Source organism: Actinoplanes sp. NPDC051513, from assembly GCF_044454685.1.
In the GTDB taxonomy this organism is placed as follows: domain Bacteria; phylum Actinomycetota; class Actinomycetes; order Mycobacteriales; family Micromonosporaceae; genus Actinoplanes.
The window spans coordinates 554811-569680 of record NZ_JBITDW010000004.1; the positions used below are offsets into that span (position 1 = coordinate 554811).

The 14870-nt window shown below is 71.5% G+C and carries 15 protein-coding genes; 7 read left to right on the top strand and 8 right to left on the bottom strand.

The window, feature by feature from the left end:
- Window positions 1-6: 6 nt before the first annotated feature.
- The gene (locus ACIA5D_RS17030; protein WP_396030873.1) at window positions 7-1983 is read left to right on the top strand and encodes a beta-galactosidase; all 1977 of its coding nucleotides are present in this window, start codon (window positions 7-9) and stop codon (window positions 1981-1983) included.
- Window positions 1984-2075: 92 nt separating this feature from the next.
- Here ACIA5D_RS17030 and ACIA5D_RS17035 read toward each other — a convergent pair whose 3' ends face one another.
- Both ACIA5D_RS17035 and ACIA5D_RS17040 read right to left on the bottom strand, forming a co-directional pair.
- A complete protein-coding gene (locus tag ACIA5D_RS17035; RefSeq protein ID WP_396030874.1) occupies window positions 2076-2678 on the bottom strand; it encodes a cation transporter in 603 nt (200 codons plus the stop codon).
- 71 nt (window positions 2679-2749) lie between these two features.
- Window positions 2750-3328, bottom strand: a complete 579-nt coding sequence (locus ACIA5D_RS17040; protein WP_396030875.1) for a dihydrofolate reductase family protein — start codon at window positions 3326-3328, stop codon at window positions 2750-2752.
- A 125-nt stretch (window positions 3329-3453) separates the two neighbouring features.
- On the opposite strand from ACIA5D_RS17040, the gene ACIA5D_RS17045 reads away from it, so the two are divergent.
- A complete protein-coding gene (locus ACIA5D_RS17045) occupies window positions 3454-4440 on the top strand; it encodes an RNA polymerase subunit sigma-70 (protein WP_396030876.1) in 987 nt (328 codons plus the stop codon).
- Window positions 4441-4554: 114 nt separating this feature from the next.
- On the opposite strand, the gene ACIA5D_RS17050 is transcribed toward ACIA5D_RS17045, so the two are convergent.
- Window positions 4555-4884 (bottom strand): ArsR/SmtB family transcription factor, encoded by a 330-nt coding sequence (locus ACIA5D_RS17050; protein WP_396030877.1) that lies wholly within the window; start codon window positions 4882-4884, stop codon window positions 4555-4557.
- A 28-nt stretch (window positions 4885-4912) separates the two neighbouring features.
- On the bottom strand, window positions 4913-5326 hold the full coding sequence (locus tag ACIA5D_RS17055; protein ID WP_396030878.1) for a DUF1801 domain-containing protein: 414 nt from the start codon (window positions 5324-5326) through the stop codon (window positions 4913-4915).
- 79 nt (window positions 5327-5405) lie between these two features.
- On the opposite strand from ACIA5D_RS17055, the gene ACIA5D_RS17060 reads away from it, so the two are divergent.
- The gene (locus tag ACIA5D_RS17060) at window positions 5406-5876 is read left to right on the top strand and encodes a group II truncated hemoglobin (protein WP_396030879.1); all 471 of its coding nucleotides are present in this window, start codon (window positions 5406-5408) and stop codon (window positions 5874-5876) included.
- 166 nt (window positions 5877-6042) lie between these two features.
- Here the strand turns inward: ACIA5D_RS17060 and ACIA5D_RS17065 are convergent, their stop codons facing one another.
- The 3 genes from ACIA5D_RS17065 to ACIA5D_RS17075 form a co-directional block, all read right to left on the bottom strand.
- A complete protein-coding gene (locus ACIA5D_RS17065) occupies window positions 6043-7296 on the bottom strand; it encodes a vanadium-dependent haloperoxidase (RefSeq protein WP_396030880.1) in 1254 nt (417 codons plus the stop codon).
- 323 nt (window positions 7297-7619) lie between these two features.
- On the bottom strand, window positions 7620-9083 hold the full coding sequence (locus ACIA5D_RS17070) for a benzaldehyde dehydrogenase (RefSeq protein ID WP_396030881.1): 1464 nt from the start codon (window positions 9081-9083) through the stop codon (window positions 7620-7622).
- Window positions 9084-9163: 80 nt separating this feature from the next.
- Window positions 9164-9958, bottom strand: a complete 795-nt coding sequence (locus ACIA5D_RS17075; RefSeq protein ID WP_396030882.1) for an IclR family transcriptional regulator — start codon at window positions 9956-9958, stop codon at window positions 9164-9166.
- A 161-nt stretch (window positions 9959-10119) separates the two neighbouring features.
- On the opposite strand from ACIA5D_RS17075, the gene ACIA5D_RS17080 reads away from it, so the two are divergent.
- The 4 genes from ACIA5D_RS17080 to ACIA5D_RS17095 all read left to right on the top strand — a co-directional run bounded on the left by ACIA5D_RS17080 (window position 10120) and on the right by ACIA5D_RS17095 (window position 13770).
- Entirely contained in the window at window positions 10120-10392 is a 273-nt protein-coding gene (locus tag ACIA5D_RS17080; protein WP_396030883.1) for a hypothetical protein, read from the top strand.
- Window positions 10389-11846 (top strand): aldehyde dehydrogenase family protein, encoded by a 1458-nt coding sequence (locus tag ACIA5D_RS17085; RefSeq protein WP_396030884.1) that lies wholly within the window; start codon window positions 10389-10391, stop codon window positions 11844-11846. Before ACIA5D_RS17080 ends, ACIA5D_RS17085 begins: the two co-directional genes overlap by 4 nt.
- A gap of 3 nt (window positions 11847-11849) precedes the next feature.
- Entirely contained in the window at window positions 11850-12026 is a 177-nt protein-coding gene (locus ACIA5D_RS17090; protein WP_396030885.1) for an alkyl sulfatase C-terminal domain-containing protein, read from the top strand.
- Between the two features lie 79 nt (window positions 12027-12105).
- Window positions 12106-13770 (top strand): sulfatase-like hydrolase/transferase, encoded by a 1665-nt coding sequence (locus tag ACIA5D_RS17095; protein WP_396030886.1) that lies wholly within the window; start codon window positions 12106-12108, stop codon window positions 13768-13770.
- 144 nt (window positions 13771-13914) lie between these two features.
- Here the strand turns inward: ACIA5D_RS17095 and ACIA5D_RS17100 are convergent, their stop codons facing one another.
- A complete protein-coding gene (locus ACIA5D_RS17100; protein WP_396030887.1) occupies window positions 13915-14754 on the bottom strand; it encodes a LysR family transcriptional regulator in 840 nt (279 codons plus the stop codon).
- Window positions 14755-14870: the final 116 nt, after the last annotated feature.

The window sequence follows — 14870 nt, forward strand, 5'->3', positions numbered from 1 at the left end:
GATCGTGTGAGTTCCACCCGTTGGCTGCGCCGCACCGGAGAGCCCCGCCTCGAGTTCGGCGCCGACTACAACCCCGACCAGTGGCCGCGCGAGGTGTGGGACGACGACGTCCGGCGCATGCGCGAGGCCGGCGTCACCATCGTCTCCCTTGCGATCTTCTCCTGGGCCAAGATCGAGCCGGCCTCGGGCGAGCACGACTTCGCCTGGCTCGACGACGCGATGGATCTGCTGCACGCCAACGGAATCTCCGTCGACCTCGCCACCGCGACCGCCTCGCCGCCGCCGTGGCTGACCACCGCGCACCCCGAGATCCTGCCGGTCGACCGCCTCGGCAACACCGTCTGGCCCGGCGGACGGCAGCACTGGCGGCCCACCTCGCCGGTGTTCCGCTCGCACGCCCTACGGCTGGTCCGGGCCATCGCGACCCGGTACGCCGGCCACCCCGCGCTGGTCGCCTGGCACGTCAACAACGAGCTCGGCTGCCACAACGTCTACGACTACTCCGACGACGCCACCCACGCGTTCCGTGCCTGGCTTCGGGCCCGCTACGTCACGATCGACGCGCTCAACGACGCATGGGCCACGGCCTTCTGGTCGCAGCGCTACGGCTCCTTCGACGAGATCATCCCGCCGCGGCTCGCCGCCACCCACCCCAACCCGGGCCAGCAGCTCGACTTCAAGCGGTTCTCCTCGGACGCGCTCAAGGACTACCTGATCGCCGAGCGGGACCTGCTGCGCTCGATCACGCCGGACGTGCCGGTCACCACGAACTTCATGGTGATGGGCGAACAGAGCTCGATGGACTACGCCGACTGGGCCAGCGAGATCGACTTCGTCTCCAACGACCACTACCGGAGGCCGGGGCCGCGCTCGGCCGACGAGCTGTCGTTCTCGGCCAACCTGACCGGCAACATCGCCGGCGGCAAGCCCTGGTTCCTCATGGAGCACTCGACCAGCGCGGTCAACTGGCAGCCGGTGAACCCGGCGAAGAAGCCCGGCGAGATGGAGCGCGACTCGCTGCTGCACGTGGCGCACGGGGCGGACGCGGTCTGCTTCTTCCAGTGGCGGCAGTCCAAGGGCGGCGCCGAAAAGTACCACTCGGCGATGCTGCCGCACGCCGGGGCGGACAGCGACCTCTTCCGGTCGGTGACCGCTCTGGGCCGGCGGCTCGAGTCGCTCGCGCCGCTCGCCGGCACGCCGCGCACGCCGGCCCGCGCGGCGATCCTCTTCGACTGGCAGTCGTGGTGGGCGGCCGAGCTCGACTCGCACCCGACCGACCGGCTGCGTTATCGGCGGGAGGCGTTCGACTGGTACACGGCGTTCCTGGATCTCGGGGTCCGGGCCGACGTCGTGCCGCTCTCGGCGGACCTGACCCGTTATGACGTGGTCATCGCCCCGATTCTGTACGTGGTGCCGGCCGCGCTTTCCGCGCGGCTCTCCTCCTATGTCGCTGACGGCGGGCACCTCGTCACGACGTACTTCTCGGGGATCGTCGACGAGCACGACCAGGTGTGGCTCGGTGGCTATCCGGGGGCGCTGCGGGACCTGCTCGGGATTCGGATCGAGGAGTTCGCGCCGCTGCTGGACGACGAGCGGGCCGACCTCGACAACGGCACCGTCGGTTCGATGTGGACGGATCGCATCGACATCACCGACACCGCGGTGGAGGTGCTCGCCTCGTACAAGACCGGCGACCTCGCCGGACGGGCGGCGGTGACGCGGCGGCCGGTGGGTGCGGGCTCGGCCTCGTACGTGTCGACGCGTCTCGGGCCCGAAGGGCTCGGTGTGGTCCTCGGTGAGCTCCTCGCGCGGGCCGGCGTGACCAGCGACCTGCCGGCGGAGCTGCGCGGACGCGTGGAGGTGGCCCAGCGCGGCGGCTTCCGCTTCGTCTTCAACCGGACCGAAGCGACGGTGGACATCTCGGCGCTCGACCCCGGGAACCCGATGCTCGCCGCCAGGGGAGTGGCGGTGATCCGCGCCTGACCGTTCCGGGCGCGAGCGGCCCGGTGGCGTCTTGGCGGCGTCACCGGGCCGCTGTTGTTCGGCTGCGCCCTTTGCCGGCGCTGCGAGCGGCATCAGCAGCAGGCGTCGCCGCGCCAGGCCTCGCGGCCTTCCCGGACGGCGACCGCGGCGATCACCAGGGCGGCGACCGGGTCGGCCCAGGACCAGCCGAACAGGCTGTTGAAGGCGAGCCCGGCGAGCAGCACACCCGACAGGTACGTGCAGAGCAGGGTCTGCTTCGAGTCGGCGACGGCGGTGCGGGAGCCGAGCTCGCGGCCGGCGCGGCGCTGCGCGAAGGACAGGGCGGGCATCACCACGAGCGAGACTGCCGCGAGGATCAGCCCGGCCGTGGAGTGCTCGGCCGGGCTGTTGCCGATGAGAGCCCGCGCGGAGTCGACCGCGATATAGGCGGCGAGCGCGAAGAACGAGAGCGCGATGAAGCGCAAGGCGGTCTTCTCGCGAGCTTCGGGGTCGGGGGCGGCGAACTGCCAGGCGACCGCGGCGGCCGACGACACCTCGACGACCGAGTCGAGGCCGAAACCGATCAGCGCGGTCGAGCCGGCCGCCGTGCCCGCGCCGATGGCGACGACGGCCTCGACCACGTTGTAGGCGATCGTCGCCGCGACCAGCAGGCGGATCCGCCTGCCCAGCGTCGCCCGCCGCGCCTCGGCCACCATCAGAAGAACCCCACGCGGCCGAGAGTACAGCGAACGCTGTACTCAAGTCCATGCGCCGGTGACGCTCGCCCTCACCCGGCCGGTCGCTCCGCGCGGTCGCGGCGCAGGACGGTCAGCACGGCCGCGTCGAGCGGCTCCGCCGCGGTGAACCGGAAATCCGCGGGAGCGCCGGCGGCGAACAGGCGGTCTCCCTGGCCGGTGACCGTGGGGAAGGTGATCAGGCGATATTCGTCGATCAGGTCGGCCGCGGCGAGCGCATGCACCAGGCTCAGGCTGCCGATCACCACGACGTCGCGGCGCTCGCGCTCCGCCTTGACCCAGGCCAGCGGGTCACCGTCGATCGCGGCGGAGTTCGCCCAGGCGCTCGCGTCGATGCCGGCGCCGGTGGCGACCCGCTTGGTCGCGGCGTTCATCCGCCGGGCGAAGTCGTCGTCGCGGCCGGGCCAGAACTGCGCGAAGCTCTCCCAGGTGCGCCGCCCGTACAGCAGGACCCCCTCCTCCATGCGCGCTCCGAGGCGGAACTTGTCGCCGGCGACCGCGCCCGGCCCGAACCGGAACGCCCAGCCGCCGTATTCGGTGCCGCCGCGTCCGTCGGGGTCGGAGACCACGCCGTCGAGCGTGGCGAACTGGATGACGATCACGTCGCCCATGGTGGGCTCCCCTCAGGCTCGGCGGCCCGTCCGGCCGCCCTCTGCCACCACATACCGGCGCCGGGCGGGGAACTCATCGCCGCGCCGTGAAGATTTTTCGCCGGGGTCGTGGTTAGTCTCGTCCGGTGACGGAGGCCGCGACCCACGAGGACTTCCGGGGCGACCTGCTGGCGCACTGCTACCGCATGATCGGGTCTCTCCACGAAGCCGAGGACCTGGTTCAGGAGACGCTGTTGCGGGCCTGGCGGGCGGCCGATCGGTACGACCCGCAGCGGGCTTCGCTGCGGACGTGGCTGCATCGGATCGCGACAAACGTCTGTATCGACGCGCTGGAGGGGCGGGCGCGGCGGCCGTTGCCGAGCGGTCTGGGCCCGGCCGGCGACGACCCGTACGCGCCGCTGACGCCGAGCCTCGACATCCCGTGGTTGCAGCCCTTCCCCGACGTGCGGCTCGGCGACCCCGCGGACGCCGCCCAACAGCGGGCCGGGCTGCGGCTGGCCCTGATCGCGGCGCTGCAGCTGCTGCCCGCCCGGCAGCGGGCGGCCCTGGTGCTGCGCGAGGTGCTCCAGCTGCCGGCCACGGAGGTGGCGCAGGCCCTGGACTCGAGCGTGGCCTCGGTGAACAGCAGCCTGCAGCGCGCCCGGGCCACCCTGCGGGCCGCCGGGCCGGTGCTCGACGAACTGCGCGAGCCCGCCGACCCGGACGAGCGCGCCGTGGTCGAGCGTTACTTGACGGCGTTCGAGGCGGCCGACGTGCCGGGCCTGACCCGGCTGCTGGCCGACGACGTGGTGCTGGAGATGCCGCCGGTAGCGCTGTGGCTGGCCGGCCGGGCGCACTACGGCGAGTTCATGCGGCGCGTCTTCGCCATGCGCGGGACGGGCTGGCGCGTGTTGCCCGTGCAGGCCAACGGCAGTCCCGCGCTCGCGGCCTACGCCCCGGACCCGTCGACCGGCGAGGCGCGGCCGCACTCGCTCCAGGTGTTCGACGTGGCCGGCGGCCTGATCCGCCGCTGCGTGACCTTCGCCGACCCGGCGGTGCTGGCCTTGTTCCGCCTCCCGCCGACGGTGCCGGCCCAGGCGCGCACCGCGGAAACGCCTCTCGGCAGGCCGTGACGGGCGGGATTTCAGCGGCCCTCTCGCGTGGGCGCCCTCTCGCGTGGGCGCGTCTTGCGGGAGCGCACCTCGCATGAGCGCCCCTCGCGTCAGCAGGGCTCGCCTCGGTGGCCGTCAGCAGCACCCCATGGTGGCCGAGTCGGGGCAGACGGCCGGGTCGGTGGCGAGCACGAGGCCGAGGAGGTCGTCGAGCGCACGCCGGATCCGGTCGTCGGCCAGTTCGTAGCGCGTGCGCCGCCCCTCGGGGACGGCGACGACCAGGCCGCAGCCGCGCAGGCAGGCGAGGTGATTCGACAGGTTCTGCCGGGTCACGCCGAGCAGATCGGCGAGGTCGGCCGGATAGCCCGGCGCCTCCCGCAAGGCCAGCAGCAGCCGTGCCCGCGTGCCGTCCGACAGGGCATGGCCGAAGCGGGCGAGAACCTGCCCATGCGTCACCGTCTCCACGCGGCCGACCATACAGCGCGCCGTGTATTCAGCGAAGGGTGTCGCGTCCGTGCGAGCCCGCCTTGAGCTTGCGCCAGCCGCCGGCCTCGTTGTTGGCGGCGATCTGGCGCAGCATCGTGGTCAGCGCCTCGCGGGGGATCGGGTCGTTCTCCCAGAAGGCAACGGTGCGGGCCGTGCTGTTGTCGTGCCCGCCGGTGATGATGCCGTCGGGGTCGGGCACGATCGCGCCGTCGTACAGGAAAAGGTTGACGTGGTCCTTGGTGCCCAGCAGCGCGCAGATGTTGCCGTGGTACACGAAGTAGGGCCGTACGGTGCGCTTGACGGTTTCGGTGATCTCGGGGATCGCGGCATGGATCAGCTCGCGGAGGTCCTGGCCGAGCCGCGCCTGCCAGCCGGGCAGGGTGGCGAGGTAGGCGTCGATGCCGGGGTGGGGTTCGCTCATGACTCTTGGACCTTTCCGACCGCCGAAACTCATCGCCGGCAGAAACCGCGACTCTGATTACATGATTACACTGTTGTAGGTGTCAGAGACTCCGAGCCTTTACGCGTGGGCCGGCGGGGACGCCGCCTTCGAACGCCTGATCAACGCGTTCTATGACCGGGTCGACCACGACGACCTGCTCTCCCCGCTGTTTCCGGGCGGCGTGTCCACCGAACATCGCGAGCATGTCACCGCCTGGTGGATCGAGGTCTTCGGCGGGCCCGCCACGTACACGAGCGACCTCGGCGGCTACCACCGCATGGTCAACAAGCACGTCGGCCTCGGCATCACCCCCGAGCAGCGGTTCCGGTTCGCATCGTTGATGAGCCTCGCGGCCGACGACGCGGGCCTGCCGTCCGACCCCGAGTTCCGGGCCGCGTTCGTCGGCTACGTCGAGTGGGGCACCCGGATCGCGATGGCCAACGCGGCGCCCGGCGCCGACATCGTGCAGCAGGCGCCGGTCCCGCGCTGGGGATGGGGCGTCGCGCCGCCCTACACCCCGGGCGAATGAGAGCGCGACGAACTACAGGCTTGTACTTCGTTCCGAGATCTTGCCGTTGACCTGGGAGAACGTCACGCTTGAAGGAACCGGGACGCTCGGGCCGCGGAAGTCATGAGTCACTGATGGTCACACTCACCCGCGGCCCGGCGTCCCTTTCTCTCAGCGCCGGCCTTGCTCAGCGCCGGCGGAACTCGTGGGACAGGACGTAGTAGGCGACGCCGTTGCCGATACGGACGCCCTGCTCGTCGGCGGCGCGGAAGTGGACGCCGCCCCAGATGCGGGCCTCGACCACCTCGTCGAGGGCCGCCGAGAAGCTGTCGAAGTTACGGGTCGTTCCCGAGTCGGCGCTGTAGGCACTGAACGGGATGTCGTCACGGCCGAAGAACATCCGCAGCGTCGTCATGATGGTGGCCGTGGAGCAGGTGTGGCCGGAGGTGTAGTCGGGGAACGGCGGCGTGACCAGCAGCGGCATCCAGGCCGGGTCGCCGGTGGTGGCCGGGTTGCCGTCGTTCGAGGCCTCCTGCACGGCCGTGACCGGGCGCCAGAAGCTCCAGTGTTTCTTCTCGTTGAAGCACGCGATAAGTGAATCGGCGTTCGCCACGTCCGCCATCGCGAACATCCGGGCGGTCTGCAGCGTGTTCAGGTGTTGCGTCTCCGCGAGCTGGCGCTTGATCGCCCACTCGGTGAGCCGCCGGTCGTGCCACCAGATCGCCGCCTCGGTCTGGTCCTGGGTGCGGACCGCGCTGGTGACGCCGCCGATCGCCTTCACCTCGTTGACATCACGGGCGTACTGCCGGCTGGTCAGCGCGGGCGGCCCCGAGGTGCGGAACATGTCGTTGCGCGGGATCACGAACGAGCGCAGCGACCCGACCCAGGCGCCGTCCGACGCGTTCGTCGGCGGGGTGGGCCGCCACACGCCCGGCGTCGTGCCGGCGGTCCAGGCGTCGGACGGGTCGAAAGCGCCGTCGTCCACCCGCGCGGCGATCATCGCATCGGCGGTCTGCGTGCCGACCGCTATGCCGCCGGACTTGCCCCGCCCGTCCGGGATCGCGGCGAGCGACTCGGCATACATGGCGTCGAGCGACGCGGTTTGCGCCGGGAAGATCGAGACGAGCACGCGATGTGCCGCGGTGGCCACGGCAGCGTCGGCGGAGTCGCCCCGGTGGCTGCGAGGAGAGATCAGGTACGGCTGGTAGGGCGTACCCGCGATGGCATTGACCGCGTCGTAGACCGCGCCCTGCACCATCGCGAAGCTGCGCGGCGCGACATACGGCCCCTGGCGGGCAACCTCGTAGATGGCGGTCTGGGCGTTGCTGTTCCAGACGACGACCGCGTTGGGCCCGGAGGCCTCGGCCGCGGCGGGCGTCACCAGCGTGGTCACGACCAGCGCGACGGTCGCGGACGCGGCGAACAGACTGATTCTTCTCATACGACATCCCCCGTAGTCGTTGGTTCGAGTGGCATCGAAACCCGGCACGACGCAGGGGGCAACCCCGTCCATCCGATTTGGACAGAAGGAGATTTCGGGCAGTGCGAGAAAGCCGCCGTTGCCCCTGCCCCGGCACCGTGGGCAGAGGAACGGCGGGGCGCCGGCCGTCGGGGGGAGAGGCCGGCGCCACCGATCCGGGTCGCCGCCCGCCGACCGGCGGGGCCAGGAGGGCGGCGACGTTCTTTCTGACCGGGGAAGCCCCCGGCCGGCGGCGTGACCCGCAGGGGCAGCCCCGGCCGGCGGCGTGACCCGCCGGGGAAGAGCTAGAAGGGGAACGCCGCCGGCTGGCTGCGGACGGTCAGCCAACGGGTGTCGGTGAAGGCGTCGATGTTGGCCTGGGCGCCACCGAAGCGGGAGCCGGTACCCGACGCTCCGGTGCCGCCGAACGGGGCGTTGGCCTCGTCGTTCACCGTCTGGTCGTTGATGTGGACGATGCCGGTGGGGATCTTGTCGGCCAGCTCGACGCCGCGCATCGCGTCGCGGGTGACGATGCCCAGCGACAGGCCGTACTCGGTGTTCGTGGCCAGGGCGATCGCCTCCTCGATGCTGCCGAAGCTGGCCACCGGGGCGACCGGGCCGAAGATCTCCTTGGCGAACGCGGGCGTCGTGGCGCCGGCCCCGGCGATGACCGTGGGCTGGTAGAAGAGGCGGTCGAAGGTGCCGCCGGCGGCCAGCCGCACGCCGTCGCCGACCGAGGAGGTCACCAGGTCGTGGATCTTGTCGCGCTGACCGCCGTCGATCACCGGGCCCAGCGCCACCTGCTCGCGGGCCGGGTCGCCGACCGGGAGTTTGGCCGCCTTGTCGGAGAGGCGCTCGACGAAGTCGTCGTAGATGCGCTCGTGCACGAGGTGGCGGCCGGTCGTCATGCAGATCTGGCCCTGGTGGAAGAAGCTGCCCCAGGCGGCCAGGTTGACCGCGGCGTCCACGTCGGCGTCGTCGAGGATCAGCAGCGCCGAGTTGCCGCCGAGCTCGAGGTGGGCGCGCTTGAGGTGGCTGCCCGCGAGGGCGCCGACCCGGCGGCCCGCCTCGGTGGAGCCGGTGAACGAGATGACCGGCACCCGGGGGTCGGTGAGGATGGCCTCGCCGACGTCGGCGCCGCCGATCAGCACCTGGAGCAGGCCGTCGGGCAGCCCGGCCTCCTGGAAGATCCGGGCGAGCACGAGGCCGCCGGTGACCGCCGTACGCGGATCGGGCTTGAGCAGCACCGCGTTGCCGAGGGCGAGCGCGGGCGCGACCGAGCGGATGCCCAGGATGATCGGCACGTTGAACGGCGAGATCACCCCGACCACCCCGACCGGGTAGCGGCGGACCATCGAGAGCCGCGGCTCCTCGGAGGGGATCAACGACCCGTACGGCTGGCTGGGCAGCGCCGCGGCCTCCCAGCACTCCTGCTCGGCGACGTGCAGGGCGAAGCCGGCCAGTCCGGGGATCGCGCCGACCTCCCGCACGTTCCACCAGCTGATCTCCTCGGCGTGCTCGGCCCACAGCTGCGCGGCCTTGCGCAGGACGGCGGCCCGGGCGGAGTGCGGCACGGCGGCCCACTCGCGCTGGGCGTCGGCGGCGACCTTGGCGGCCCGGGCCACGTCGTCGGGGGTGGCCAGATTGACCTGGCCGAGCGATTCGCCGGTGGCCGGCTCGATCACGTCGGTGGCGGCGCCGCTGCCGGGGCGCCACGACCCGCCCTCGAAGATCTGGTCATTCCAGCGGGACTGATCGAGCAGAGCCATCGTCGGCGCCTCCCCAGACGAAACCGGAAGAAAGTTGCGCCGAATCTAGGCCCGAAACAGTCGCGAAACAACGCGGTGTTTCACATATTCGAACGGTAACCCAGTTGGTGCGAGATGTCGTTCGCCGTGCGCCGCAGCGGCCCGCCGAGCCGGCTGACCACCGACTCGACCGAGGTCGTCCAGGTCGTCAGGTGCACGGCGACGTTGATCGCGGCGACGACGTGGCCGGAGCGGTCGCGGATCGGCGCGGCGATCGAGCGCAGCCCGGGCGCGAGCTCCTCGTCGTTCACCGCGATGCCGGCCTGGCGCACCTTTGCCAGGGCGGCGACCAGCTGTTCCCGTACGGTGATCGTTTTCGGACCCCGGCGCGCGAGGTCCATCCGGTCGAGCAGCCCGCGCAGCGCGGCCGGCTCGCGGTAGGCGAGCAGCACCTTGCCCATCGACGTGCAGTAGGCGGGCAGCCGCGACCCGACGTGCAGGTTGAGATCGACCGCGACGCCGGCCGTGCGCCGCGAGCGACGCCGCTCGACGTACACGATGTCGGCGCCGTCGAGGACCGCCATGCTCGCCGCGCAGCCGGTCTCGTCGGAGAGCGCCTGCAGGTGCCCGGCCGCGACCCCGGTGATCTCCATCGAGCTGATCGCGGCGAAGCCGAGGTCGACGACCCGCGGGCCGAGCGAGTACTTGCGGGTGTCCGGGTCCTGCTGGAGGAAGCCGAGGCTGGTCAGCGTCGCCACGTAGCGGTGGGTGGTGCTGCGGTTGAGGTCGACGGCGCGGGACAGGTCGGCGATGCCGAGGACCGGGCCGCTGGTGGCGAATTGGCTGAGAATCCGCAGGCCGCGCTCGAGCGACTGGGAGAACGACGGCGCCGTCATGGCGTTGCACCATATCAACGGCCGTTCCGGATATTCGAACATCGCGTTGACGTGTGACCTGCGACACTCCTACCTTCCTCGGCACAAGTCCCTGGAGGCGTTCATGGAAAGCACCTCTGGAACAACTCGGGCCCACCCAGCTCATCTTCGCGTTCGAGGCGGTGGTGATCGGCCGCCTCGGCTCGCTATGGGGCACGCTCTGGGGCGGCATGGTCCTCGGCGTCGCGCAGACCGTCGGCGCGACGATCGACCCGCAGTACTCGATCCTCGCCGGTCACCTCGTCTTCCTCGTCGTCCTGGCGAGCCCGCCCGGGCGGTCCCTGCTGGGGCTCCGGCGGGAAGGCAGGCGGCTCTGGAGCCTCGCCGACGACAGGCTGCCGTTCCGGCTGCTCCCGGTCGGTTACACGTTGCGGCCGGTTAGCATCGGGCCATGATCGAGCCGGTCCTGCACCACATCGGCGGCACCCGGGTCGCGTCGATCAGCGGGCGCCGGCACCCCGACTACGACCCGTGGAGCCGGGCGGTGCTCGCCGAGGTGGCATCGGGCGACGGCGAAGACACGCGGCGTGCGATCGAGGCTGCTCAGGCCGCCTTCCCGGCCTGGTCGGCGATGGCGCCCAGCGACCGGCAGCTGATCTTCATCCGGGCCGCGGACGCGCTCGAGCGGCGGCGCTCGCCGGTGATCGGCCTGCTCGCGGCCGAGACCGGGTGCGGTCCGTATTTCGCGAATCTCCAGTTCGATTTCTGCCTGGCCATGCTGCGGCAGGCCGGATCGCTGGCGCACACGCCGACCGGTCAAGTGCTGCCGACCGATCTGCCCGGGTCGCGGGCCCTCGCCGTGCGGCGGCCGGTCGGGGTGGTCGCGGCGATCGCGCCGTGGAACGCGGCGCTGACGCTGGCCGGACGGGCGATCGTGGGGCCGCTCGCGCTGGGCAACACGGTCGTGCTCAAGCCCAGCGAGGAGTCGCCGATCACCGGCGGGACGCTGTGGGCCTCGGTCTTCGAGGAGGCCGGGCTGCCCGCCGGAGCGGTCAACGTGGTCACCCACGCGCCCGGGGACGCCGGGATGATCGCCGAGGAACTGGTCACTCATCCGCTGGTGCGGCGGATCAGCTTCACCGGGTCGACGGTCACCGGGCGGCGTCTCGCCGAGCTGGCGGCGCGGCACCTCAAGCGGCCGGTGCTGCAACTTTCCGGGCACAACGCGCTGATCGTGCTCGCCGACGCCGACCTTTCGCTCGCCGTCGACGCCGCCGCCTACGGCGCTTTCGTCCACCAGGGCGAAATCTGCATGTGCGTGCGCCGCGTCATCGTCGATCGGGCCGTCGCCGCGTCCTTCACCGAACGGTTCGTCGAGAAAGTTTCGCGGCTGCCGGTCGGCGACCCGCGCGACCCCGCCACCGTGGTCGGCCCACTGATCAACGAGTGGGCGCTGAGCCTGGTCGACCGGCGGGTCTCGGAGGCGGTCTCGCTCGGCGCCCGCCTGCTGACCGGCGGCGTCGCCGCGCCGCCCTGCTACCCGCCCACCGTCCTCACCGACGTCCCGCCGGAGGCGGAGATCGCCTTCGAGGAAACTTTCGGCCCGGTGGCGCTGCTCGAGACCGTCAACGGCGCGGAGGAGGCCATCGCCCGCGCGAACGCCTCCCGCTTCGGCCTGACCGCCGGCATCATCTCGGCCGACACCTACGCCGCGCTCGACCTGGCCCGGCGCCTCGAGGTCGGGATCGTGCACATCAACGACCAGACGGTGAACGACGAGCCGCAGATGCCCTTCGGCGGCCTCAAGGAGAGCGGCTGGGGCCGGTTCGGCCTGCAGTTCGCGAGCGAGGACTTCACCGAGCTCCAGTGGATCACCCTGCGTGACACGCCCAGGTCATACCCGTTCTGAAGGATGGTCGCCGCGGTTACGCTGCTCCTGTCGGTCGCGGCGCTGCCGGTCGCGGCGCTGCCGGCACTTGCAGGCAGGGGTCATGATGGCATCACCATCGATGGTGACCCGGAGGTTCTCGGCCGGCTGACGTCCGTCCTGGACGCGCCCGACCCGAATTTCGCCATTGTCACCCCCTGAGCGATGAACCGCCGGACGGCCTTGATCCGTACCCAACGGTGACCGGGTTGTTCACCGAGCGCTGCGAGGGACGAAAATTTTGCTGCTCCGCCGAATCCGCACCATCTCCGGCGCGGTGCTCACCGTCCTGGCCGCGGTCCTCGTGTACGTGGCGCTGGTCGTACCCGATGCCGTCGCAAAACCGAAGAACGGAACTTTCCTCGAGGCGGCGTTCCTGCGGCTCCCGATCGAGGTGATCATCGGGGCGGCGGTGCTGCTCGCGCTGTCGCCGAAATGGCGGAAGCCGGTCGCGACGCTGTTCGGCATCGGGCTCGGTTTCGTGGTGATCCTGAAAGTCGTCAACATGGGCTTCCGGATCGTGCTCGGCCGGCGGTTCAACCCGGTGCTCGACTGGCCGCTGTTCCAGGACGGGTACAACGCGCTCACCGAGACCGACGGCCGCGGCAAGGCGATCGCGGCCGCCGTCGGGGCCGTCGTGCTGTCGCTGCTCGCGCTGTTGGTGTGCACGCTCGCGGTGCTGCGCCTCACCCGGCTGACCATGCGCTTTCCGGGGCCGGCGCGACGCACGCTCGTCGGGCTGAGCGCAGTGTGGATCGCTCTCGCGATCAGCGGGCTCACCTGGTTCCCCAACGCCCCGGTTGCCTCCGACACGGCCGCCGACCTGCTCAAGACGACGGTGACCCAGGTGCCGGCCGCGATCAAGGATCAACGGCAGTTCGCGTACGCGTCGGAGCACGATCCCTACCGCAACGTCGCCCCCCAGGATCTCGTCAGCAGCCTGGCCGGCAAGGACGTGGTGATCGGCGTCGTGGAAAGTTACGGCCGCTCGGTCCTCACCGACCCCGGGATGAACGCGATAGTTTCCCCGACGATCGACGCCGATGAGAAGAAACTTTCGGCCGCCGGTTTCTCCGCGAAATCCGGCTGGCTGACCTCCTCGACCTTCGGCGGCGGCAGCTGGCTCGCGCACGCAAGTTTCCAGAGCGGGTTGTGGATCACCAGCCAGCAGCGGTACGGGCAGCTCACCGCCAGCAACCGGATCACGCTGACCAGCGCCTTCCACAACGCCGGATGGCAGACCGTCGGCATGGAGCCGGGCAACACGGTGGCCTGGCCGGAGGCGTCGTTCTACGGCTACGACACCGTCTACGACTCGCGGAACCTCGGCTACCGGGGCCCTCGATTCGGCTGGTCCCGGATGCCCGACCAGTACACGCTTTCCGCATTCCAGCAAAACGTGTACTCGAAGAAGCAGGGCCCGCTGATGGCCGAGATCACCCTGACCTCCAGTCACGAGCCGTGGACCCCGATCCCGCAGATGGTCGACTGGGACCAGGTCGGCGACGGCAGCATCTACGCCCCGATGGTGAAGGGCGCCGAGAAACGCACGACGCTGTGGAACTCGTCGGAGCGCACGCAGGTCCAGTACGCGAAGTCGATCGCCTACTCCGTCGACAGCCTCATCTCCTGGGTGCAGAAGTACGGCGACAAGAACCTGGTCCTGATCATGTTCGGCGACCACCAGCCGATGTCGATCGTCAGCGGCGCCGGCGCCAGCCACGACATCCCCATCACGATCATCGCCCACGACAAGTCCGCCCTCGAGCGCATCGCCGACTGGAGCTGGGCCGACGGCCTGCGCCCGAAGGCCGACACCCCGGTCTGGCGGATGGACGAGTTCCGCGACAAGTTCTTCACCGCCTACGGCGACCAGAACGCGGTCGCCCTCCCCGCGCCCCGCTGACGGCGGCGCCGAACGGCGTTCCGGTCATCAGCTCGCCGGGCGGCCGGGTGGTAGGGCGGGTTCCGGCCGTACGACCCGGCCCATTTCGCGGGGCTGTGGCGTCGCACTCGATGCCGGCCTCTGCTGCTCGGGCGGTGGGCCGGCCTAGAGGCGCGTCGCGGCGCGGACCAGGCCCGCCAGGGCCAGCGAGCGGCTGTGCGGTGGCCACGCGATCACCGTCGTGACCTGCGGCGCGTCGACGATCGGCACCGCCGCGAGGCCGTGGCCCAGCTGCGGCCGGCACGACTCGGGCAGCACCGCCGACGCCCGGCCCAGCGCGATGAGCTGGAGCAACTGCGTGCTGTCGTGCACCTCGGGGCCCGGCCCGCTCGGGTAGGCGCCGTCCGCGCCGGGCCAGCGGGGCAGCGGCAGGCCCGGGAGCGCGGCCACGTCCGCCATCCGCAGGCCGGCGCGGGTGGTGAGCGGGTGGCCGGCCGGCAGCACCGCCACCTGGCTCTCGGTCGTCAGTTCCTCGATGTCGAAGCCGGCGGTCGAGTCGAACGGAAGATGCAGCAGCGCCACGTCGGCGCGGCCGTCGCGCAGCAGGCGCTCCTGCTCGCCGACCCCGGACAGCAGCACCTCGACGTCGACGGCGCCGGGCTCGGCCGCGTACGCGTCGAGAAGTTTCGCCAGCAGCTCGCCGGCCGCGCCCGCCTTGGTGACCAGCACGAGCCCGGGCTTGCCGGGCACGGCCCGGCGGGTGCGGCGCTCGGCGGCCTCCACCGCGTCCAGCGCGGCCCGGCCCTCGCGCAGCAGCACGGCGCCCGCCTCGGTCAGCGTGACGCCGCGGCTGTTTCGTTCCAGTAGCGAAACTCCGATCCGGCGCTCCAGCAGCGCGATCGCCCGGGACAGCGGCGGCTGCGCGATGCCGAGCCGCACCGCCGCCCGGCCGAAGTGCAGCTCCTCGGCGACGGCGACGAAATATCGCAGCTCCCGCGTTTCCACCCCGTCCACGCTACCGATACCCGCCCGGTATCGCGTCCCGCCGGGATGGTGGCGGAGCGCACCGCCGGGATGGTGGCGGAGCGCATCGCCGCGGCGATACCCGCCCGGTATCGCCG

Excerpts from the sequence above, each read along its gene's own strand:
- ACIA5D_RS17035 (WP_396030874.1), bottom strand. The coding sequence starts at position 2,678 with ATGGTGGCCGAGGCGCGGCGGGCGACGCTGGGCAGGCGGATCCGCCTG.
- ACIA5D_RS17040 (WP_396030875.1), bottom strand. The coding sequence starts at position 3,328 with ATGGGCGACGTGATCGTCATCCAGTTCGCCACGCTCGACGGCGTGGTC.
- ACIA5D_RS17055 (WP_396030878.1), bottom strand. The coding sequence starts at position 5,326 with ATGAGCGAACCCCACCCCGGCATCGACGCCTACCTCGCCACCCTGCCC.
- ACIA5D_RS17065 (WP_396030880.1), bottom strand. The coding sequence starts at position 7,296 with ATGAGAAGAATCAGTCTGTTCGCCGCGTCCGCGACCGTCGCGCTGGTC.
- ACIA5D_RS17070 (WP_396030881.1), bottom strand. The coding sequence starts at position 9,083 with ATGGCTCTGCTCGATCAGTCCCGCTGGAATGACCAGATCTTCGAGGGC.
- ACIA5D_RS17075 (WP_396030882.1), bottom strand. The coding sequence starts at position 9,958 with ATGACGGCGCCGTCGTTCTCCCAGTCGCTCGAGCGCGGCCTGCGGATT.
- ACIA5D_RS17085 (WP_396030884.1), top strand. The coding sequence starts at position 10,389 with ATGATCGAGCCGGTCCTGCACCACATCGGCGGCACCCGGGTCGCGTCG.
- ACIA5D_RS17090 (WP_396030885.1), top strand. The coding sequence starts at position 11,850 with ATGGTCGCCGCGGTTACGCTGCTCCTGTCGGTCGCGGCGCTGCCGGTC.